Origin of the sequence: Caballeronia sp. LZ029, from assembly GCF_031451275.1 — a bacterium.
In the GTDB taxonomy this organism is placed as follows: domain Bacteria; phylum Pseudomonadota; class Gammaproteobacteria; order Burkholderiales; family Burkholderiaceae; genus Caballeronia; species Caballeronia jiangsuensis.
In genome coordinates this window covers 183,372-202,880 of the sequence record NZ_JARUXO010000001.1, presented here as the reverse complement: position 1 = coordinate 202,880, position 19,509 = coordinate 183,372, and the positions used below count along the sequence as shown (strand labels likewise).

The following is a 19,509-nucleotide window of genomic DNA, read 5'->3' as shown; positions in this document are numbered from 1 at the left end:
CGTCACACTCCGTGACACCGGGCACGACGAAGGCGCAGTCAATCGCGAACCGCAGTCTTTACGGAGCCGATATGCAGTTGACGATCAATCGCATCGATACACGCTATGTTCTCGACAACGAAGGCGGCGGTCCCTGGCTCGTCTTCGTCCATCAGCTTGCCGGCGATCTCTCTGTCTGGGATCAGATGGCCGGCTACTTCCGCCATGAGTTCACTGTCCTGCGCTACGACTTGCGCGGTCACGGCGAAACGGCCGTGTCGACGGATTCGTTCACGATCGACGATCTCGCCGACGATCTCGCGCAATTGCTCGACAAGCTGGGCGCGCCGTCGGCGCATGTGGTCGGGCTGTCGATCGGCGGAATGGTCGCGCAGAAGTTCGCGATCAACCATGCGGACAAAGTGGAATCGCTGACGGTTGTGGGCGCGCCGGCCTTTATTCCCGAGGACGCGCGTCCGACATTCGCGCAACGGGCAGCGTCCGTGCGCGAACACGGGACAGCGAGTATCGTGGAAGCGACGCTCGAACGCTGGCTCACGCCTGAATTCCGCAAGGCGCATCCCGAAGTGGTCGAGCAAATCGGGGATACGATCGCGCGCACACCCGCCGAGGGGTTCGCGCGCGCAGCGGAGGCGGTCAGCCGTTTCGATGCGCGAGACAAACTGGCCTCTGTGCAGAAGCGCACGCTGGTTGTCGCGGGCGAGCACGATGTTGGCACGCCGCGTGCTGCTTCTCGGGTGGTTGCAGACACGGTGCCGGGCGCGCAATTCGAATTACTCAACGCGGCGCACCTTTCACCGGTGGAGGAATCGCAACGCTTTTCCGCTTTACTGGCGGCCTTTTTACGCGATTCCACTTGATTCTCCCGTTTTTGTTGCAGAAGAAAGCCTCGATACAATCGGCATCACATCGAGGCCACCCCTTGAATTCCAACCCAGTCGCTCCAACTAAGCGTCAGGATTGCCACGGAGCAAACGAGGAATAAGGAGTGTCGCCATGCAAATGATCTACAACAGCCCCAACTATTGCGTCGTCGAATTTCCACCGCAAGACAACCATCTCGCCATGAAGGCGGGCGGTTACGAGATCGTCGACAAGAACACGCAGCGGGAGATTTTCATCGACGGCGCGCTTGCCGCGAAGTTTCGCGAGCACGTGCAGCAACTGATCTCGGAAGAGCCGTCGCTAGAAGATGTGGATGAGTTCCTCGGACAGTTCGATATCTTGATGAATCAACCCGTCGTGCTCCACTGATGCATGCACGCGCGCGGGCGGCTCGTCGCCGTCCGCGCCCGCCGCCGCGCGGACCCGCGGCTCAGGCGACACTCGCCGTTCCCAAAGACCCCGCCCCGCAATGGCGGGGTTCTTTTTTTGCCGGCATCGAACGCCATGCGTGCCCGCCCGCCGAAGGCGAGCGCCCCGCGCTGCGGCTACAATGTCAGGCTATTTCACCTTTGGTGCAGGCCTCGTCCGTCATGACCCAGAACGCCCTTCCGAAATCCCTCGCGCGCGCCTACACGCGCGGCGCCGCGTTGCCCGCGCTGCTGCAAAAACGCATCCTGATCCTCGATGGCGCGATGGGCACGATGATCCAGCGCTACAAGCTGGACGAAGCCGCGTATCGCGGCGAGCGCTTCAAGGACTACGGCCGCGACATCAAGGGCAACAACGAGTTGTTGTCGATCACGCAGCCGCAGGTCATCCGCGAGATTCACGAGCAGTATCTGGCTGCGGGCGCCGACATTCTCGAAACGAACACGTTCGGCGCCACGCGCGTCGCGCAGGCCGATTACGGCATGGAAGACCTCGCTGCGGAGATGAACATCGAGTCGGTGAAGCTCGCGCGCGAAGCCGGCGACAAATATTCGACACCGGACAAGCCGCGCTTCGTCGCGGGCGCGATCGGACCGACGCCCAAGACCGCGAGCATTTCGCCCGACGTGAACGATCCGGGCGCGCGCAACGTCACGTTCGACGAACTGCGCGAGGCGTACTACGAACAGGCGAAGGCGCTGCTCGACGCGGGCTGCGACCTGTTTCTCGTCGAAACGATCTTCGACACGCTGAACGCGAAGGCCGCCTTGTTCGCGCTCGATCAGCTCTTCGACGATACCGGCGAACTCCTGCCCATCATGATTTCGGGCACCGTCACCGATGCATCGGGCCGCATTCTGTCCGGGCAAACGGTGGAAGCGTTCTGGAACTCGCTGCGTCACGCGAAGCCGCTCACGTTCGGCCTGAACTGCGCGCTCGGCGCGGCGCTGATGCGCCCGTACATCGCCGAACTGTCGAAGCTGTGCGACACCTACGTGTCCTGCTATCCGAACGCGGGCCTGCCGAATCCGATGAGCGACACCGGCTTCGACGAAACACCGGACGTCACATCGGGATTGCTGAAGGAATTCGCGACGGCGGGCCTCGTGAATATCGCGGGCGGCTGCTGCGGCACGACGCCGGAGCACATCGCGGAAATCGCGAAAGCGCTCGCGCAAGTGAAGCCGCGCGCCTTCCCCTCGCAGTATCGCGAGGTTGCGTAAAACAGCGCGCCTGACATCGAATCAAAGACAAAGACACCATGACCGATCACACGATGCGTCTCTCCGGCCTCGAGCCGTTCAACGTCAACGACGGCTCGCTTTTCATCAACGTCGGCGAGCGCACGAACGTGACCGGCTCGAAGGCGTTCGCGCGCATGATCCTGAACGGCCAGTTCGACGAGGCGCTCGCCGTCGCGCGGCAGCAGGTCGAGAACGGCGCGCAGGTCATCGACATCAACATGGACGAGGCCATGCTCGATTCGAAAGCCGCGATGGTGCGCTTTCTGAATCTGATCGCGTCGGAGCCCGACATCGCGCGCGTGCCGATCATGATCGACTCGTCGAAATGGGAGGTGATCGAAGCGGGCCTGAAGTGCGTGCAAGGCAAGGCGATCGTCAACTCGATCTCGCTCAAGGAAGGCGAGGACGCGTTCAGGCATCACGCGAAGCTGATCCGCCGATACGGCGCGGCATCGGTCGTGATGGCGTTCGACGAAAAAGGCCAGGCCGACACGTTCCAGCGCAAGACCGAAATCTGCAAGCGCTCCTACGACATCCTCGTGAACGAAGTGGGCTTCGAGCCCGAGGACATCATCTTCGACCCGAACATCTTCGCAATCGCGACGGGCATCGAAGAGCACAACAACTATGCGGTCGATTTCATCAACGCGACGCGCTGGATCAAGCAGAACCTGCCGCACGCAAAGGTGAGCGGCGGCGTGTCGAACGTGTCGTTCTCGTTTCGCGGCAACGATCCCGTGCGCGAGGCCATTCATACCGTGTTCCTGTATCACGCGATTCAGGCGGGCATGGACATGGGCATCGTGAACGCGGGCCAGCTCGGCGTGTATGCCGATCTCGACGCCGAGTTGCGCGAAAAAGTCGAAGACGTCGTGCTGAATCGGCGCGATGACGGCACGGACCGTCTGCTCGAAGTCGCCGACAAGTTCAAGACCGGCGCCGCGAAGAAGGAAGAGAACCTCGAATGGCGCAATCAGCCGGTCGAGGCGCGTCTGTCGCACGCGCTCGTGCACGGCATCACGAATTTCATCGTCGAGGATACGGAGGAAGTGCGTCAGAAGATCGACGCCGCCGGCGGCCGTCCGATCAACGTGATCGAAGGGCCGTTGATGGACGGCATGAACATCGTCGGCGACCTGTTCGGCGCGGGCAAGATGTTCCTGCCGCAAGTCGTCAAATCGGCGCGCGTGATGAAGCAGGCGGTCGCGCATCTGATTCCGTTCATCGAGGAAGAGAAGAAGCGTCTCGCCGATGCCGGCGCGGACGTGCGGCCGAAGGGCAAGATCGTCATCGCGACCGTGAAGGGCGATGTGCACGATATCGGCAAGAACATCGTGTCGGTCGTGCTCCAGTGCAACAACTTCGAAGTGGTCAACATGGGCGTGATGGTGCCCTGCGCGACCATTTTGCAGAAGGCGAAGGAAGAAGGCGCGGACATCATCGGGCTTTCCGGCCTGATCACGCCGAGTCTCGAAGAGATGGCCTACGTCGCGTCGGAAATGCAGCGCGACGACTATTTCCGCGGCAAGCAGACGCCTTTGCTGATCGGCGGCGCGACGACTTCGCGCGTGCATACCGCCGTGAAGATCGCGCCGCATTACGAGGGGCCGGTCGTGTACGTGCCGGACGCGTCGCGTTCGGTGTCGGTTGCGTCGAGTCTCCTGTCGGACGAAGGCGCGGCCAAGTATCTCGATGAACTCAAGAGCGACTACGATCGCATCCGCACGCAGCACGCCAACCGGAAAGCGCAGCCGATGGTCACGTACGACGCGGCGCGCGCCAACAAGACGAAGATCGACTGGAGCGCGTACACGCCGAAGAAGCCGACCTTCATCGGCCGGCGCATGTTCAAGAACTATGACCTCGCGGAACTGGCGAACTACATCGACTGGGGTCCGTTCTTCCAGACGTGGGATCTCGCGGGCCCCTATCCGGCGATTCTCAACGACGAGATCGTCGGCGAATCGGCGCGGCGCGTGTTCTCCGACGGCAAGTCGATGCTCTCGCGCCTGATTCAGGGCCGCTGGCTCACGGCGAACGGCGTAATCATGCTGATGCCCGCGAACACCGTGAACGACGACGACATCGAAATCTACACGGACGAATCGCGCTCGCAGGTCGCGATGACATGGCGCAATCTGCGCCAGCAGAGCGTGCGTCCGGTCGTCGATGGCGTGATGCGTCCGAACCGCTCGCTCGCCGATTTCATCGCGCCGAAGGACTCGGGCGTGAAAGATTACATCGGCCTCTTCGCGGTGACGGCGGGCCTGGGCGTCGATAAAAAGGAACAACAGTTCGAAGCCGATCACGACGACTACAGCGCGATCATGCTCAAGGCGCTGGCCGACCGTTTCGCGGAAGCGTTCGCCGAAGCGCTGCACGCGCGCGTGCGCCGCGAACTGTGGGGCTATGCGTCGAACGAGACGCTCGACAACGATGCGCTGATCGCGGAAAAGTACGTCGGCATTCGTCCGGCGCCGGGCTATCCGGCGTGCCCGGATCACCTCGTGAAACGCGATATGTTCGAAGTGCTTCAGGCGGAAGAAATCGGCATGAGCGTGACCGAATCGCTGGCGATGCTGCCGGCCGCGAGCGTGTCGGGCTTCTACATCGCGCATCCCGACAGCACGTACTTTTCGGTGGGCAAGATCGGCGACGATCAGCTCGCGAGCTACGCCGAACGCATGGCAATGCCGATCGCGGATGCCGAACGCGCGCTCGCGCCGCAGCGCTGACGGCGAGACAACATATGCCGCGCGTGATGGCGGAAATATGCACGGAACCGGCGGGAAAATTTTGGTTTCCGTAGACTTGTCAGCGCGAAAAGCCGTCGCCATGACGGCTCACGCAATCCTTTCGTCAACGGAGAAAGTCGCATGAAGAAGATGACGTCCGCCGTAACCGTAGCGATCGCCGCGGCTTTGCTCGCAGCATCGAGCTCCGCTGCTTTCGCGCAAGCGAGCAGCACTCAGGCGTCTTCCTACTCGCCGCCGCAGTCGGAGCACAAGAAGAAGCCGAAGAAGCCGAAAAAGCCGCATACGCCTGCGAAACCCGCCGGCGCGGAAAGCGGTCAGTCGCAGTAATTCGCAGCACCGCGACCGAAGCCGTCAGACGTTTCATCGGAAGAAAAAAACCCGCATCGGCGACGATGCGGGTTTTTTGTTTGCGAGCGCTGCGAATAGCGCGAATCAGACGCCCCAGAGAATGTCCGTGTTGTCCTTTTGCGCGAGGCGCAGCATATCCAGGAACGGATAGGCGCGCTGTGCGAGCCCGATGGGAATCTCGTGCGGCTCGTGGCCTTCCTCGCCTTCGTGGAAATGGCCGTCGTGCTCGGCGCGCACTTTCTTGTCGGTGACGATGGCGGATTCGAGTTTCTGAATGGCCGAAGGCAGTTCGTCGTGAGTGATGACGCCGCGCTCGTTGAGCTGCTTGCCGATGATGCCGAGCAAGTACTCCGCGAGGTCTTCGAGCATCATGACATCCGGTGCGGCCGAGGTTTTGAATGTGATGAGCATGGCATGGTCCTTTTGTTTATGTTGGGTCATTGGCGGTTTGCAAACGAAACGCGCAGACGAGCCGGTCTCCCTGACAACATGACGACACCCTGATTCGACATATTAGCACCTGCTAAAATCCCCACTTTATGTGGTAGCCGATTCTGTTCGGCTGCGAACATCACATACCGGGGCCGACGCGCCGCACAGTCGCCCGTCCGAGTCGATGCAGACGCCGGTACGCGCCGCGTCAGCGCCCGCTCCACTGGATCACATTCAGCATGCTGCCCGCACACAAACACACTCTCGAAACGCTCCTCACCGACGCGGTCCAGCAGGTCGCGCAAGCCACTCAAGGCGCCAGCGAAGCGGCCTTCGTCACGCCCACGATCGTCCTCGAACGACCGAAGGTCGCGGCGCACGGCGACGTGGCGTCGAATGTCGCGATGCAGCTCGCCAAGCCGCTGCGCGCGAATCCGCGCCAGCTCGCACAGCAGATCGTCGATGCGGTGCTCGGCCTTCCGGCCGCGAAAGGTCTCGTCGAGAGCGCCGAAGTGGCGGGTCCCGGCTTCATCAATCTGCGTCTTGCAGCCACCGCGAAGCAAGCGGTGATCCCGGCCGTGCTGGGCGACGGCGCGAGCTTTGGCCGCTCGACGCGCGACGCGGGCAGGCACGTGCTCGTCGAATTCGTGTCGGCGAATCCGACGGGTCCGCTGCACGTCGGCCACGGCCGTCAGGCGGCGCTCGGCGATGCGCTCTCGAACCTGCTCGAAACGCAGGGCTACGACGTTCATCGCGAGTTCTACTACAACGACGCGGGCGTGCAGATCGCCAACCTCGCCGCCTCGACTCAGTTGCGCGCGCGCGGCCTCAAGCCGGGCGATGCCGAGTGGCCGGAAGCCGCGTACAACGGCGAGTACATCGCCGACATCGCGCGCGACTACATGGCGGGCGAAACGGTCACCGCGAAAGACGGCGAGCCGGTGAAGGGCAAGGGCGACGTCGAGGATATCGACGCCATCCGTCATTTCGCGGTCGCGTATCTGCGTCACGAACAGGACATGGATCTGACCGCGTTCGGCGTGAAGTTCGACCAGTTCTATCTGGAGTCGTCGCTGTACAAGGAAGGCCGCGTCGAGAAGACGGTGGCGGCGCTCGTCGATGCAGGCAAGACCTACGAGCAGGACGGCGCGCTGTGGCTGCGCACCACCGACAATGGCGACGACAAAGACCGCGTCATGAAGAAGTCCGACGGCACGTACACGTACTTCGTGCCGGACGTCGCGTATCACGTGACCAAGTGGGAGCGCGGCTACACGAAGGTCATCAATATCCAGGGCTCGGACCATCACGGCACGATCGCGCGCGTGCGCGCCGGCCTGCAAGGGCTCGGCGTCGGCATTCCGAAGGGCTATCCGGACTACGTGCTGCACAAGATGGTGACCGTCATGCGCGACGGCCAGGAAGTGAAGATTTCCAAGCGCGCGGGCAGCTACGTGACCGTGCGCGATCTGATCGAATGGTCGGGCGGTCTCACGCCGGGCCACGAGCCCGCGCCCGACCAGATCGACGAGGACACCATCCGCCGCGGCCGCGACGCGGTGCGTTTCTTCCTGATCTCGCGCAAGGCGGATACCGAATTCGTGTTCGATATCGACCTCGCGCTCAAGCAGAACGACGAAAACCCGGTGTACTACGTGCAATACGCGCACGCGCGCATCTGCACGATTCTGAGCGACTGGAAGGAACGCTACGCCGGCGACGTGTCGAAGGCGGCGCAAGCCGACCTCTCGCCGCTGTCGAGCGATCGCGCGATGGCGCTGCTCAACAAGCTCGCCGAGTTCCCGGAGATGCTCGCCCACGCCGCCGAGGAACTCGCGCCGCACGCGGTCGCGTTCTACCTGCGCGACCTCGCTGGCGAATTTCACTCGTTCTACAATGCGGAGCGCGTGCTCGTGGACGACGAGAAGGAACGCACCGCGCGCATCGCGCTGCTGGCGGCGACACGCCAGGTCCTCGAAAACGGTCTCGCGACCATCGGCGTTTCCGCTCCTCAAAAGATGTAATCGCCCGCTGCCCCGTTGCACACGCCGAAATTAGGAGTTTTCGGCGTGCGCGGACGGGAGCCTGGCGCAGGCGTGTCTTGACCCACGGCTATAATCGTCGCCCAACCAGAAGACTTTCTCGCAGGTGATTCATACGATGGCAAAACCACGCCGCACATCGAAGCAGTCGAAACAAACCGGGGGAACGTTTATCGGCATCGTGCTGGGCCTGATCGTCGGCCTCGCGATCGCCGTGATCGTCGCGCTATACATCACGCGTGCGCCCACGCCGTTCGTGGCGAAGGTCGCGCCGCCGTCGGAGGCCAACTCCGCGCCCGCCGCCGCGCAGCCGTACGATCCGAACCGTCCGCTGCAAGGCAAGACGCCGGGCCAGCCGGTGCCGCAAGCCGCGCAGCCCACGCCGCCGAACACCGCGCCAGGCCAGACCAACAATCAGACGCAGTCGTCGGGCATGCTCGACGAGCCGCAGATCGTCGAAGTGCCGCCTTCGGGCACGACGGCATCCGCGCCGAAGACCGCGAGCACGACGCCCGCGAAGAAGCCTGAAGCCGCGCCGAACGCGACGAGCAACGCCACGGCCACGCCGCCGAAGGGCGGCTCGGCGCCCACGACGGCGAAGGCCACGCCGCCCGCGCCTGGCGAGCCGAACACCGGTTATTTCCTGCAGGTGGGCGCATACAAGACGCAGGCGGATGCGGAGCAGCAGCGCGCACGCCTCGGCTTCCAGGGCTTCGAATCGAAGGTCACGCAGCGCGATGCGGGCGGCGTGACGTACTATCGTGTGCGCATCGGACCGTTCGCGAAGTTCGAGGACATGAATACCGCGCGTCAGCGCCTGTCCGACGCGGGCGTCGATACCGCCGTGATCCGTTTCTCGAAGCAATAACGCAACAAAGCGCCTGCGCGGCTGCAAGGCGGCCGCGCGAGCGCTTTGACATTTAAGCGTGGTTTAAGCGTCGTATGTCCCACTGACGAACCTGCTTTTGTTCCGTCGCGTATCCATTGCGTACCCTCTTCAATCATGAAAAAAATCTTTAGCGCGTTGGCTCTCTCCCTTGGCATCGCAGCCGCATCGATGAGCGTCGCGAGTTCGGCGATGGCCGCGCCCGCCGCCGGCAAGGACTACACGGTGCTGCAGGCGGCTCAGCCGGTCGCGGCGCCCGCGGGCAAGGTCGAGGTCATCGAGTTCTTCTGGTACGGCTGCCCGCACTGCAACGAGTTCGAGCCGTACATCGAGGCATGGGCGAAGAAGCAAGGCCCGGACGTCGTGTTCAAGCGCGTGCCGGTGGCTTTCCGCGACGACTTCATTCCGCATTCGAAGATGTATCACGCGCTCGACGCGCTCGGCGTCGCTGAAAAGGTCACGCCGGCCGTGTTCAACGAAATCCACGTGAAGAAGAACTATCTGCTGACGCCGCAGGCGCAGGCGGACTTCCTCAAGACGCAGGGCATCGATCCGAAGAAGTACATGGACGCGTATAACTCGTTCTCGACGCAGAGCGCGGTGCAGCGCGACGCCAAGCTCCTGCAGGACTACAAGATCGACGGCGTGCCGACGGTCATCGTGCAGGGCAAGTACGAAACCGGTCCGGCGATGACCAACAGCCTGCCGGGCACGACGCAGGTGATGGACTTCCTCGTCCAGCAAGTCCGCGACAAGAAGCTGTAAATGCCGTTCGCGCCGGCATGACTGCAGTTCGCCTGAAGGTCTTCATCACCGGCGCATCGAGCGGCATCGGCCTCGCACTGGCCGAGGAATATGTGAAGCGCGGGGCCGTGCTCGGCCTCGTCGCCCGCCGCGCCGATTCCCTCGCGGCCTTCGCGGCCCGCCATCCGCAAAGCGCCATCTCGATCTACCCCGCCGACGTGCGCGACGCCGATGCGCTCGCCGATGCCGCGCGCCGTTTCATCGCGGAGCATGGCCCGGCGGATATCGTCATCGCGAACGCGGGCATGAGCCGCGGCGCACTGACGGGTCACGGCGATCTCGACACCTTCCGCACCGTGATGGACGTGAACTACTTCGGCATGGTCGCGACGTTCGAGCCCTTCGTCGCGTCGATGACATCCGCGCGGCGCGGCACGCTCGTCGGCATTGCGAGCGTCGCGGGCGTGCGCGGGTTGCCGGGCGGCGGCGCATACAGCGCGTCGAAATCGGCGGTGGCGAAGTATCTGGAAGCCTTGCGCGTCGAGATGCGGCCGCTCGGCGTGGCCGTCGTCACGATCGCACCGGGTTATGTGCGCTCGGAGATGACCGCGCACAATCCGTATCGGATGCCCTTTCTCATGGACGCCGACCGCTTCGCCGCGAAAACCGCCGACGCCATCAATCGCAAGGTGCGTTATGCGACCTTTCCCTGGCAGATGCGCATCGCGGGCATGTTGATGCACGCGCTCCCGCGCTGGCTCTACGATGCACTCGCCGAACGCGCGCCACGCAAACCGCGTGCGAGCGAGTGACAAAAAAACCGGCTGCGCAAAAACGCAGCCGGTTTTTCATTTGCGGACCGCCTGACCGGAATCGATCTCCGGTCAGGTCATCGGCCGATCAGAACGCAACGTAAGCCGGGTTGTTCGGCAACTCGTATCCGACGTACACATGCCGGCCGAAGAAGAACGGCAGACCGAAGTCGAAGAAGTTCGACATGCTCAACTGGCCGCCGAGGCTATTGAACGCGAACTTGTTCTTGCCCGAGGTCAGCGTACTTGCGTTGGCGAGCAGGAACGGCACGACAGCGCTGTTGCCTTCGGTGCCGACGATGGTCGTCGACAGCGACTGCTGCGAGCTCGGACAATAGAACGCGGTCGAACTCGAGCACTGCGGGAAATTATCCTGGAAGAAATTGCCGTTCGATCCCGTGTCGAAGAACGTCTTGTACGTCTTGCCCTTGTAGGTGCCGTTCAGGTCGCCGTAGGGGTCCGTGCCGTACTTCGTCACGCCGCTTACCGTGTTGTTGCTCTGCGTGCCGATGCCGAATATCAGCACGCCGGTCGCACTGGCCGCGCCGTTATCCGGAACCGGCGGCAACTGCACGATCACGCCGTTGTTGTTGACCGCGAACTTCGTGACGGGATTCGTCACCTGCTGCGCGAGCGGCACGGCGACCGGCGAGCAGTTCGCGCCGTTGCTGCACGCGAAGTACATCGCGTTGAGCGACGTGCTCACGCATCCGTTGCCGCAGTCGTACGTCTGCGGGCCGATGCCGAGAATCCCGTTCGCGCCGATGTCGCCGGTGGTGTTCTCGTCGTTGCCCGACGGACAGCCGTTATCGCCGGTGGGCGCCGCCGATGCGTTCAGGTCGCCGATGATCTGAATCGGCACGTTCGACGCGACTTCCGTACCCATCTTCACGTCGGCGGTGCGCACGGTGCCCCACGTATAGCCGTCGGCGAAGCCAGCGCACTCGGCGAGCTGACCGCCGTTCGATGCTTGCGAAACGGGCAGATTGCCGAGCACGGACTGCGCCGCCGATCCGAGAATGCGCAGGCCGAACGACGCCGTATCGAGCTGAATGTTGTCGATCTGCTGACATACCGTCGAACCCGGCGCGCACACCGTCACCGAGACGTTCGGGATATTGACGAAGCCCGCGACGCCGGTGTTGACGTTGATCGGCACCGCGTTCGTGCCGTTGGGCGCGATCGGCTGCGCGTTCGCGCTGCTGGTGCCGGAGCTGCCGCCGCCCGAGCCGCCGCCGGAACCGCCGCCCGACGACGAGCCGCCGCTGCTGGAACTGGAGTTGTTGTCGCTGCCGCCGCCGCAGGCCGCGAGCATGACGGACAGACAAAGCACGCCGAGCCAGCGGGCGAAGCCGCCGCGTCGGGATGAAGAGAGGGCGGGATGGCCGAGTGTCGTTCGATGCATACTGAGTCTCCCGTCGCTTACTGGATATCGCTGGCGGATACGCCGGCGGGCAACGATTGCGGCAGATACGCGCTGCCCGCGAACGAGCCCATGTGACCGCCCGATTCCACGACAAGCCCGGAATCCTGCACGCTTACCTGCCCACGGCCGCCGCGCGCGGCGCGCTGTGCCTTCAGGCCCTGCTGATACTGCGGGAAATAGCTGCCGAGCAGGCTGGCGAGGTCCGGCACGCGCGGCCCGTGCCACGCGATGCCGAACACCACACCCTGCGCGGACAAGTATTCGTTGATGACCGTGCCGCTCGCGAGCGTGGTCGTGAGAACGGTGTAGTTCGACGCCGACGTTGCCGCTGCCGACGATGCGTTCGATGCGCCGCTCGCGACCGCGGCCCGAGCGACTGCTGTCGTGGACGCCGTGGCGGCGCCTTGCGGCGCGCTCATCGGCTCGCCGCCGAGCACTGCGTAGGCTGGCGCCGTACACACGCTCAATGCGCCCGCGACGAACGCGAGCGCGCTTACAAGATGCCCATGACGGGATTGCTTCGGTGCCTTCACTGGGCCTCCTATCGGTTTTCGATCGGCCGCGTGCCCCTGCTCGCGACCGGCTCTTGACGATTGAGTGACAGATGCGCCACCGCATTTCGCCCCTGTTTTTTCGAGCGCGAATACCATCAGTATGCCAGCCGCGAGGAATAGTCCTAACGTTCGCAAGCGCACACAATAAAAAACGCGGAGCGCAATGGTATGCGCTCCGCGTGTCTTTGTAACGCTGAGTACGTCGAAACGACGACTATTTGAAAGCGCCTCAGAAGCCGAGGCTGGCGAGCAGATCGTCCACTTGCGATTGATCCTGCACGACGTCGCTGCGCCCTTCCGGCTTGATCTGCGGCCCGTTGAGCAAGCTTTCCGGACTGCCGGTCGCCGACGACATCAGCGCCGCCGCCGATGCCGCGAACTGCTCGCGCCGCTCCGGCGCGATGTTTTCGAGCAGCACGCCCAGCAATTGCTGCTCGATCAGATACACGACGTCCGTAATCTTCTTGATCACCTGCCCGGTCAGATCCTGGAAATCCTGCGCGAGCATGATCTCCAGCAACTGCGCGTTGGTCGCCTGGGTCCGCTCCGGCACGCTCTGCAGGAACGTGCGCGTTTGCGCGAGAAGCTCGCCCGCCTCGCCCTGCGCGAGCGGCGCGTCGTACCATTTGGCCCAGCGGGCGTCGAGCGCCTGCGCTTCCGTCTGCATCGCTTCCTGCATCGGCTTCGCGAGCTCGATCGCGTTGAGCGCGCGCTCCGCCGCTTGCTCGGTCATCGTCGCGACATATTTCAACCGATCGCGCGCGTCGGGCACGGCTTGCGCGGCGGCTTCGACCTGCTTGTCGAGGCCGAGCTCGCGCATCGAGTCGCGCAGCGTGCGCGTGAGCTGTCCGATGCGCGCGAGGATGCGGTCGCTCGATGGATCGGCTTCAGCTTCGGCAACCGCGGCTGCCAGTTCAGTGGTCAGATCGTTCACGATCAGCTCCCGGCTTTGGCCATCTTCTCGAGAATCTTGGTGAGCTTCTCGTCGAGCGTGGCGGCCGTGAAGGGCTTCACCACATAACCGTTCGCGCCTGCTTGCGCCGCCGCGATGATGTTTTCCTTCTTCGACTCCGCCGTCACCATCAGCACCGGCAGATGCGCGAGCGCCGCGTCCGCGCGGATCTGCTGCAGCATCGAAAGGCCGTCGAGGTTCGGCATGTTCCAGTCGGTGATCACGAAGTCGAAGCCGCCGCCGCGCAGGCGCGCGAGGCCGGCCGCGCCGTCTTCGGCTTCGTCGACGTTGCCGTAGCCCAGCTCCTTGAGCAGGTTACGCACGATACGGCGCATCGTCGGAAAATCGTCGACGACGAGGATCTTCATGTTCTTGTCCATCATTACTCCCTTGAGTTCTCATGCGGCGGCGCCGCTCAATCCAAAAAGTTCAGACGCGCTGCACGCGTTCGCCCATCGAGGCAAGCCGCGCCATGACGCGCCGGCTCATTTCAGAGAGCGGCGCGATTTCGCTTGCGCCGCCCATTGCAATTGCTTCGCGCGGCATGCCGAACACCACGCAACTCGCTTCGTCCTGCGCGAGCGTGTACGCGCCCGCCTGCTGCATGTCGAGGAGACCGGCGGCGCCGTCGCGGCCCATGCCGGTCAGGATCACGCCGATGGCGTTTTTGCCCGCGTGCTGCGCCGCCGAGCGGAACAGCACATCCACCGATGGCCGATGCCGGTTCACCGGCGGCGCGTCCGACAGATGCGCGACATAGTTCGCGCCGCTGCGCGCGAGCACCAGATGCGCGTGGCCCGGCGCGATATACGCGTGGCCCGGCAACACGCGCTCGCCGTGCTCCGCTTCCTTCACGGTGATGCGGCACAGCCCGTTCAGGCGCTGCGCGAACGACTTCGTGAAGCCCGGCGGCATGTGCTGCGCGATCAGCACCGCGGGCGCATCGGGCGGCAGCGGCACGAGCACTTCGCGGATCGCTTCGGTGCCACCCGTCGATGCGCCGACGATCACGAGCTTTTCCGTCGACACGAGCGGGTTGTTGAAATGCGGCGCTGGCTTGTGCGCTGCATGCGTCTGCGTCTGCGCGACGTGGCTCACCTGCTTCACGCGCGCACGCGATGCGGCGCGCACCTTGTCGGCGAGTTTTTCGGCGTAGTCGAGCATGCCGTCGCGAATGCCGACCTTCGGCTTCGTGACGAAATCGACCGCGCCGAGTTCCAGCGCGCGCAGCGTGATTTCGTTGCCGCGCTCGGTCAGCGACGACACCATCACGACCGGCATCGGCCGCAGGCGCATCAGCTTCTCCAGAAAGTCGAGGCCGTCCATGCGCGGCATTTCGACGTCGAGCGTGAGCACGTCCGGGTTGTGCAGCTTGATCAGTTCGCGTGCGACGAGCGGGTCGGGCGCGGTCGCGCACACGTGCATGTCGGGCTGCGAGTTGATGATCTCGGTCATCAGGCTGCGCACGAGCGCCGAATCGTCGACGCACAGCACCTTGATTTTCGGCGCGTGGCTGAGTGTCATGCTTCCTCCACGGTCTTCATGCGCGACGTGAACAGTTCCACGCGCGGGCGCTTCACGTTCGACGCATTCGTCGTGAACAATTCCGCGCGCGGCTTCGCGGCCGTCGCGTTCGACTGAAACAGCTCGACACGCGCACGCGCCTTCGCGAGCCGCTCGGCGCGCTCTTCGGGCGAGCGCTGCACGAGCGCCTGCTCGCGCTCGACCACGATCGGATCGTGCGCAGTCTTCAGCTTCTTGACCATCACCTGACCGGAGCGCGGCATGAACGCGACCTTGCGCGGATGCATGCCCTGCAAATCCTCGGCGACGATGCGAATCTTCTCCAGCGCGAGATAGCGCCGCACGAACTCCGAATTGCGATCGCCGATGTTGATGGTCGTCATGCCCGCGAGCACCGCGCCGCCGCCGAACACCTTCGCTTCGAAGCGCTCGCGCCGGCCGCCGCGCTTGATGAGTTCGTTGATGAGCACTTCCATCGCGTACGCGCCGTAGCGCATCGAATCGGACGATGCATGCGACGCGTCGGAGCCGTCGTCGGGGAGCATGAAGTGATTCATTCCGCCGATGCCCGCCGTGCGGTCGTTGATGCACGCCGCCACGCACGAGCCGAGCACGGTGACGAGCACCATGTCTTCGCTCGTCATGTAGAACTCGTTCGGCAGGAGCTTCACGCCCGGCTTCTTGAAATGGTTGTCGAAATAGAGGTTCGACGCGATCGGCAGTCCGCTCATGCCGTCTCCCCTGCGAGCGCGCGCTGCGGCTTGCCCGTCTGCTTCAGGTCGCGCGACAGCTCGTACACGGTCTGGCCGCGCAGCCTGAACGCCTGCGACACATACGTGAAGTTCTCCGAATGTCCCGCGAACAACAGCGCGCCCGGCTTCATCAGCGGCTCGAAGCGCGAAAGCACCTGTCCTTGCGTCGGCTTGTCGAAGTAGATCATCACGTTGCGGCAGAAGATCGCGTCGAACGGGCCTTTCAGGTCGTAGCGCGCGTCCGTCAGATTGACGCGGCCGAAATTCACCATCGCGCGCAGTTCCGGTCGCACTTTCACGAGACCCGCGTGCGAACCCGTGCCCTTCAGGAAGAAGCGCTTGAGACGCTCGACGGACAACGCCTTCACCTGATCGAGCGAATACACGCCCGCTTCGGCTTTCGCGAGCACCTGGCTGTCGATGTCGCTCGCGAACACCGTGCACTGGCGCGCCGCATGTTCTCCCAAGGCTTCGACGAGCGTCATCGCGATGGAATACGGCTCTTCCCCGGTGGAAGCCGCCGAGCACCACACCGAGAACGGCTGGCTCCTGCGCTTCACGAATTCCGCAAGAATCGGAAAGTGATGCGACTCGCGAAAGAACGCCGTCAGATTCGTGGTCAGCGCGTTGACGAACGCTTCCCATTCGGCGTTGTCGTCGTTCGTTTCGAGGCGATCGAGATACTGCCTGAACGTATCGATGCCGCAGGCGCGCAGACGGCGCGCGAGCCGGCTGTACGCCATGTCGCGTTTGTGGTCCGACAGCGAGATGCCCGCGCGCCGATGAATCAGCTCGCGAATGCGGGCGAAGTCCGCTGCCGTGAATTCGAAATCGCGCTCGACTTCCGGACCGCGCACACTGGCGCCCAGGTCGATACGCGGGTTGCGCGTTGCCATCATGATGTTTCGTGCTTCCTTGACACCCTTAGCGGCGCCCGATGTGGCGCGTTCTTCGCGCTCGACCCTGCGGACTCGCGCATGCCGTGCGTTTCGATGAAACGCCGGCTATCGATCGTGATGCGCGATGCCTGCATGGTCGTGTTCGTTTTCGGATTCGGTTAGAAGGTTTCCCAGTCGCCGTCGGCGGCGACCGTCGCCTTGGCGCGCGGCGCGGGCGCGGGCTTTACGGCGCTCGCCGGCTTGACCGCCGGATTGCTCGCGGCCTTGCCTGCTTCCTTGATAACGGCCGCTTCCGGCGCAACTTTCGCGTTCTGAGCGGACTTCGCGTGCTTTTCGGCTTTCGACGCAACCGCAGCCGACGACGGCTCGATGCGCGCAGCCGGCGCCGACGCCTTGATACGCGCCGCTGCCGTCGATGCGCTCGCGCGCACCGGCGCCGCGCTTTCCAGACGCCATTGCGCGACCACGTCCTTCAGTTGACGCGTCTGCTCTTCGAGCGATGCCGCGGCAGCCGCCGCTTGCTCGACGAGCGCGGCGTTCTGCTGCGTCACGCTGTCCATCTGCGTGACGGCGCGATTGACCTGCTCGATGCCGTCCGATTGCTCCTCCGACGCCGCGCTGATCTCGCCCATGATGTCGGTCACGCGGCGTACCGCCTGCACGATCTCGCCCATCGTCTGACCGGCGCGCGCGACGAGTTCCGTGCCGCTGTCGACCTTCGCGGTCGAATCGCCGATCAATGCCTTGATTTCCTTCGCCGCCGCCGCGCTGCGTTGCGCGAGCGAGCGCACTTCGCCCGCGACCACCGCGAAGCCGCGGCCTTCCTCGCCCGCACGCGCCGCTTCGACGGCCGCGTTCAACGCGAGAATGTTGGTCTGGAACGCGATGCCTTCGATCACGCCGATGATGTCGACGACCTTGTTCGAACTCGACGCGATCGCGTGCATCGTCTCGACGACCTGCTCGACGACTTCGCCGCCCCGCGACGCGATATCCGACGCGCTCACCGCGAGCTGGCTCGCCTGGCGCGCGTTGTCGGCGTTCTGCTTCACGGTGCTCGTCAGCTCTTCCATGCTCGACGCCGTTTCCTGCAGCGACGCCGCCTGCTCTTCCGTGCGCTGCGACAGATCCGTGTTGCCGCTCGCGATTTCATGCGCGCCGACATCGATCGATTCCGCGCCGCGATGCACCGAGCCGACCATCGCCGTCAGGTTGCCGCGCATGCGCTCGATGCCCGCGAACAGGCGGCCGATTTCGTTGGTCCGGTCCGTATGCGCGGACTGCGTAAGATCGCCGCGCGAGATGCGGTCGAAGTGATCGACGGCATCGTTGATCGGCTTCACGATCAGGCTGGACAGCGCCATGCGCGTGCCGATGAGCATCAGCACCGCGAGCACGAGCACCGCGCCGATCGTCATGTTGAGCGCCGCGATATGCGAGGCCGTGCTCGCGCGCGACGTCTCCGCGTGCTCCTGATGCGAGGCCACCGCCGCCGTCACGGCCTGATCGAAGGAGACGAACATCGGGCTGATCTTCGTGTCGGCGATCGCGTGATACGCGGCCATGTCGTTCGCGCGGATCGCGGCGAATTCCGGCTCCACGCCGGTCTTCACGAGCGCGTCGCGCTGGGCGACGAGCGCGTCGAACGTTTCCTTCGGCAGCGTCGGTTTCGGCGTGTCGAGATAGACCTTCCAATTTTCATTGCTCTTGTCGAGCAGATACTGGCCGCGATCGATCGCCTTCTTCGCTTCTTCCGTGCTGCCCGCTTCGGCGAGCGAGCGCACGCGGTCGAGCGTGATGCGCGAGCGCAGCAGATACGACGACGTTTCCGAGAGCGCGCGCATCGCGACCAGGTCTTCCTGCGCGAGCGACGAGAGCGACGCGTTGGCGGAATTGAGTCCGGCGAGCGCGAGCGCGCCGATCAGCGCAGCGCATCCGGTGAACAGCAGGCCGACGAGCGTGAGCGTCGTGCGGATCGACAACTTCTTCAGCATGGCTTCTTTCTCTTCGCTCGTTATGCGGCAACGGAGTCGATCAACTCCATCTCGCGGCTCGTCATGAGCTTTTCGATGTCCATCAGAATCAGCATGCGGCCGTCGACCGTGCCGAGACCCGTCAGATATTCCGTCGCGAGCGTGCCGCCGAATTCCGGCGCGGGCATCACCTGCTCCTGCGCGAGCGTGAGCACGTCCGACACGCCGTCGACCACCATGCCGACCACGCGATGCGCCACATTCAGGATGATCACGACGGTCTGGTTGTCGTACTCGACGCGGCCCAGATTGAACTTGATGCGCATATCGACGATCGGCACGATGATGCCGCGCAGATTGATCACGCCCTTGATGAACGCGGGCGCATTCGCGATGCGCGTAACGTTGTCGTAGCCGCGAATTTCCTGCACCTTCAGGATGTCGATGCCGTATTCCTCGGCGCCGAGCGTGAACACGAGGAATTCCTGTCCGGCCGCTTCGGCGTGACCCGCATCACGTCGCGAAGGCGCAGCGGTATGAATCGTTTGAACGTCTGCCATGAATGGCTCCTTCGGTGTTAGTGAGAGTGCGCGCCGTGCTGTGCGCGCGATTCGCGGTTGAGCGCGGCCACGTCGACGATCAGCGCGACACGGCCGTCGCCCAGGATGGTCGCGGCGGAAATGCCGTGCACCTTGCGGTAATTCGTTTCGAGGTTTTTCACGACCACTTGCTGCTGGCCGACGAGTTCGTCTATCAGCATCGCGAAGCGGCGTCCTTCCGTCTGCATGATCGTGACGATGCCCTGCGTCGGCTCGGTGCGCGCGCCTTCGACATCGAACACGCGATGCAGC

General features: G+C 63.9%; 20 protein-coding genes. 9 read left to right on the top strand and 11 right to left on the bottom strand.

What is annotated here, in order from left to right:
* The first annotated feature begins 71 nt into the window (after nt 1-71).
* The 5 genes from QCE73_RS00980 to QCE73_RS00960 all read left to right on the top strand — a co-directional run bounded on the left by QCE73_RS00980 (nt 72) and on the right by QCE73_RS00960 (nt 5,641).
* On the top strand, nt 72-860 hold the full coding sequence (locus QCE73_RS00980; protein WP_309879441.1) for an alpha/beta fold hydrolase: 789 nt from the start codon (nt 72-74) through the stop codon (nt 858-860).
* Between the two features lie 136 nt (nt 861-996).
* Nucleotides 997-1,254, top strand: coding sequence for a DUF3567 domain-containing protein (locus QCE73_RS00975; RefSeq protein ID WP_035497483.1), 258 nt, complete (start codon nt 997-999; stop codon nt 1,252-1,254).
* A 221-nt stretch (nt 1,255-1,475) separates the two neighbouring features.
* A complete protein-coding gene (locus QCE73_RS00970) occupies nt 1,476-2,537 on the top strand; it encodes a homocysteine S-methyltransferase family protein (protein ID WP_309879440.1) in 1,062 nt (353 codons plus the stop codon).
* A gap of 38 nt (nt 2,538-2,575) precedes the next feature.
* The gene (metH, locus tag QCE73_RS00965; RefSeq protein WP_309879438.1) at nt 2,576-5,293 is read left to right on the top strand and encodes a methionine synthase; all 2,718 of its coding nucleotides are present in this window, start codon (nt 2,576-2,578) and stop codon (nt 5,291-5,293) included.
* 141 nt (nt 5,294-5,434) lie between these two features.
* Nucleotides 5,435-5,641 carry a hypothetical protein gene (locus tag QCE73_RS00960; RefSeq protein WP_035497479.1) on the top strand — a complete coding sequence of 69 codons (207 nt, stop codon included), beginning with the start codon at nt 5,435-5,437 and terminating at the stop codon, nt 5,639-5,641.
* 105 nt (nt 5,642-5,746) lie between these two features.
* On the opposite strand, the gene QCE73_RS00955 is transcribed toward QCE73_RS00960, so the two are convergent.
* Nucleotides 5,747-6,073, bottom strand: a complete 327-nt coding sequence (locus QCE73_RS00955) for a DUF1840 domain-containing protein (protein ID WP_035497921.1) — start codon at nt 6,071-6,073, stop codon at nt 5,747-5,749.
* 260 nt (nt 6,074-6,333) lie between these two features.
* Here QCE73_RS00955 and argS point away from each other — a divergent pair, with 260 nt between their 5' ends.
* The 4 genes from argS (at nt 6,334) to QCE73_RS00935 (ending at nt 10,578) form a co-directional block, all read left to right on the top strand.
* Entirely contained in the window at nt 6,334-8,118 is a 1,785-nt protein-coding gene (gene argS, locus QCE73_RS00950; RefSeq protein WP_309879437.1) for an arginine--tRNA ligase, read from the top strand.
* A 136-nt stretch (nt 8,119-8,254) separates the two neighbouring features.
* On the top strand, nt 8,255-9,004 hold the full coding sequence (locus tag QCE73_RS00945) for an SPOR domain-containing protein (RefSeq protein WP_035497475.1): 750 nt from the start codon (nt 8,255-8,257) through the stop codon (nt 9,002-9,004).
* A 135-nt stretch (nt 9,005-9,139) separates the two neighbouring features.
* Complete coding sequence (locus tag QCE73_RS00940; RefSeq protein WP_187608709.1) at nt 9,140-9,787, top strand: thiol:disulfide interchange protein DsbA/DsbL; 648 nt, start codon at nt 9,140-9,142, stop codon at nt 9,785-9,787.
* A gap of 17 nt (nt 9,788-9,804) precedes the next feature.
* Nucleotides 9,805-10,578 carry an SDR family oxidoreductase gene (locus QCE73_RS00935; RefSeq protein ID WP_309879436.1) on the top strand — a complete coding sequence of 258 codons (774 nt, stop codon included), beginning with the start codon at nt 9,805-9,807 and terminating at the stop codon, nt 10,576-10,578.
* A gap of 88 nt (nt 10,579-10,666) precedes the next feature.
* On the opposite strand, the gene QCE73_RS00930 is transcribed toward QCE73_RS00935, so the two are convergent.
* From QCE73_RS00930 to QCE73_RS00885, 10 genes are all read right to left on the bottom strand, one after another.
* Complete coding sequence (locus QCE73_RS00930; RefSeq protein ID WP_309879435.1) at nt 10,667-11,983, bottom strand: DUF3443 domain-containing protein; 1,317 nt, start codon at nt 11,981-11,983, stop codon at nt 10,667-10,669.
* A gap of 17 nt (nt 11,984-12,000) precedes the next feature.
* The gene (locus tag QCE73_RS00925) at nt 12,001-12,537 is read right to left on the bottom strand and encodes a DUF2844 domain-containing protein (protein WP_035497470.1); all 537 of its coding nucleotides are present in this window, start codon (nt 12,535-12,537) and stop codon (nt 12,001-12,003) included.
* 250 nt (nt 12,538-12,787) lie between these two features.
* On the bottom strand, nt 12,788-13,492 hold the full coding sequence (cheZ, locus tag QCE73_RS00920) for a protein phosphatase CheZ (RefSeq protein ID WP_035497469.1): 705 nt from the start codon (nt 13,490-13,492) through the stop codon (nt 12,788-12,790).
* Nucleotides 13,493-13,494: 2 nt separating this feature from the next.
* Nucleotides 13,495-13,890: a chemotaxis response regulator CheY gene (gene cheY / locus QCE73_RS00915; RefSeq protein ID WP_035497920.1), complete on the bottom strand. Its 396-nt coding sequence runs from the start codon at nt 13,888-13,890 to the stop codon at nt 13,495-13,497.
* Between the two features lie 49 nt (nt 13,891-13,939).
* Complete coding sequence (locus tag QCE73_RS00910; protein WP_035497468.1) at nt 13,940-15,034, bottom strand: chemotaxis response regulator protein-glutamate methylesterase; 1,095 nt, start codon at nt 15,032-15,034, stop codon at nt 13,940-13,942.
* Nucleotides 15,031-15,765 (bottom strand): chemoreceptor glutamine deamidase CheD, encoded by a 735-nt coding sequence (gene cheD, locus QCE73_RS00905; protein WP_035497467.1) that lies wholly within the window; start codon nt 15,763-15,765, stop codon nt 15,031-15,033. The genes QCE73_RS00910 and cheD overlap by 4 nt, the downstream gene beginning before the upstream one ends.
* Nucleotides 15,762-16,685 carry a CheR family methyltransferase gene (locus QCE73_RS00900; protein WP_404989723.1) on the bottom strand — a complete coding sequence of 308 codons (924 nt, stop codon included), beginning with the start codon at nt 16,683-16,685 and terminating at the stop codon, nt 15,762-15,764. The genes cheD and QCE73_RS00900 overlap by 4 nt, the downstream gene beginning before the upstream one ends.
* Nucleotides 16,686-16,843: 158 nt before the next feature.
* Nucleotides 16,844-18,679: a methyl-accepting chemotaxis protein gene (locus tag QCE73_RS00895; protein WP_309879433.1), complete on the bottom strand. Its 1,836-nt coding sequence runs from the start codon at nt 18,677-18,679 to the stop codon at nt 16,844-16,846.
* Nucleotides 18,680-18,699: 20 nt separating this feature from the next.
* Complete coding sequence (cheW, locus tag QCE73_RS00890) at nt 18,700-19,218, bottom strand: chemotaxis protein CheW (RefSeq protein WP_035497463.1); 519 nt, start codon at nt 19,216-19,218, stop codon at nt 18,700-18,702.
* A 17-nt stretch (nt 19,219-19,235) separates the two neighbouring features.
* Nucleotides 19,236-19,509, bottom strand: a 274-nt coding sequence (locus QCE73_RS00885) for a chemotaxis protein CheW (protein ID WP_309879432.1), incomplete at its 5' end; no start/stop codon positions are given.

Coding starts and splice junctions, on each gene's coding strand:
- QCE73_RS00940 (WP_187608709.1), top strand. CDS start 9,140: ATGAAAAAAATCTTTAGCGCGTTGGCTCTCTCCCTTGGCATCGCAGCC.
- metH (WP_309879438.1), top strand. CDS start 2,576: ATGACCGATCACACGATGCGTCTCTCCGGCCTCGAGCCGTTCAACGTC.
- QCE73_RS00900 (WP_404989723.1), bottom strand. CDS start 16,685: ATGATGGCAACGCGCAACCCGCGTATCGACCTGGGCGCCAGTGTGCGC.
- QCE73_RS00945 (WP_035497475.1), top strand. CDS start 8,255: ATGGCAAAACCACGCCGCACATCGAAGCAGTCGAAACAAACCGGGGGA.
- QCE73_RS00910 (WP_035497468.1), bottom strand. CDS start 15,034: ATGACACTCAGCCACGCGCCGAAAATCAAGGTGCTGTGCGTCGACGAT.
- QCE73_RS00960 (WP_035497479.1), top strand. CDS start 5,435: ATGAAGAAGATGACGTCCGCCGTAACCGTAGCGATCGCCGCGGCTTTG.
- QCE73_RS00980 (WP_309879441.1), top strand. CDS start 72: ATGCAGTTGACGATCAATCGCATCGATACACGCTATGTTCTCGACAAC.
- cheY (WP_035497920.1), bottom strand. CDS start 13,890: ATGGACAAGAACATGAAGATCCTCGTCGTCGACGATTTTCCGACGATG.
- QCE73_RS00975 (WP_035497483.1), top strand. CDS start 997: ATGCAAATGATCTACAACAGCCCCAACTATTGCGTCGTCGAATTTCCA.
- cheW (WP_035497463.1), bottom strand. CDS start 19,218: ATGGCAGACGTTCAAACGATTCATACCGCTGCGCCTTCGCGACGTGAT.
- QCE73_RS00930 (WP_309879435.1), bottom strand. CDS start 11,983: ATGCATCGAACGACACTCGGCCATCCCGCCCTCTCTTCATCCCGACGC.
- QCE73_RS00955 (WP_035497921.1), bottom strand. CDS start 6,073: ATGCTCATCACATTCAAAACCTCGGCCGCACCGGATGTCATGATGCTC.
- cheD (WP_035497467.1), bottom strand. CDS start 15,765: ATGAGCGGACTGCCGATCGCGTCGAACCTCTATTTCGACAACCATTTC.
- QCE73_RS00970 (WP_309879440.1), top strand. CDS start 1,476: ATGACCCAGAACGCCCTTCCGAAATCCCTCGCGCGCGCCTACACGCGC.
- argS (WP_309879437.1), top strand. CDS start 6,334: ATGCTGCCCGCACACAAACACACTCTCGAAACGCTCCTCACCGACGCG.
- QCE73_RS00935 (WP_309879436.1), top strand. CDS start 9,805: ATGACTGCAGTTCGCCTGAAGGTCTTCATCACCGGCGCATCGAGCGGC.
- QCE73_RS00895 (WP_309879433.1), bottom strand. CDS start 18,679: ATGCTGAAGAAGTTGTCGATCCGCACGACGCTCACGCTCGTCGGCCTG.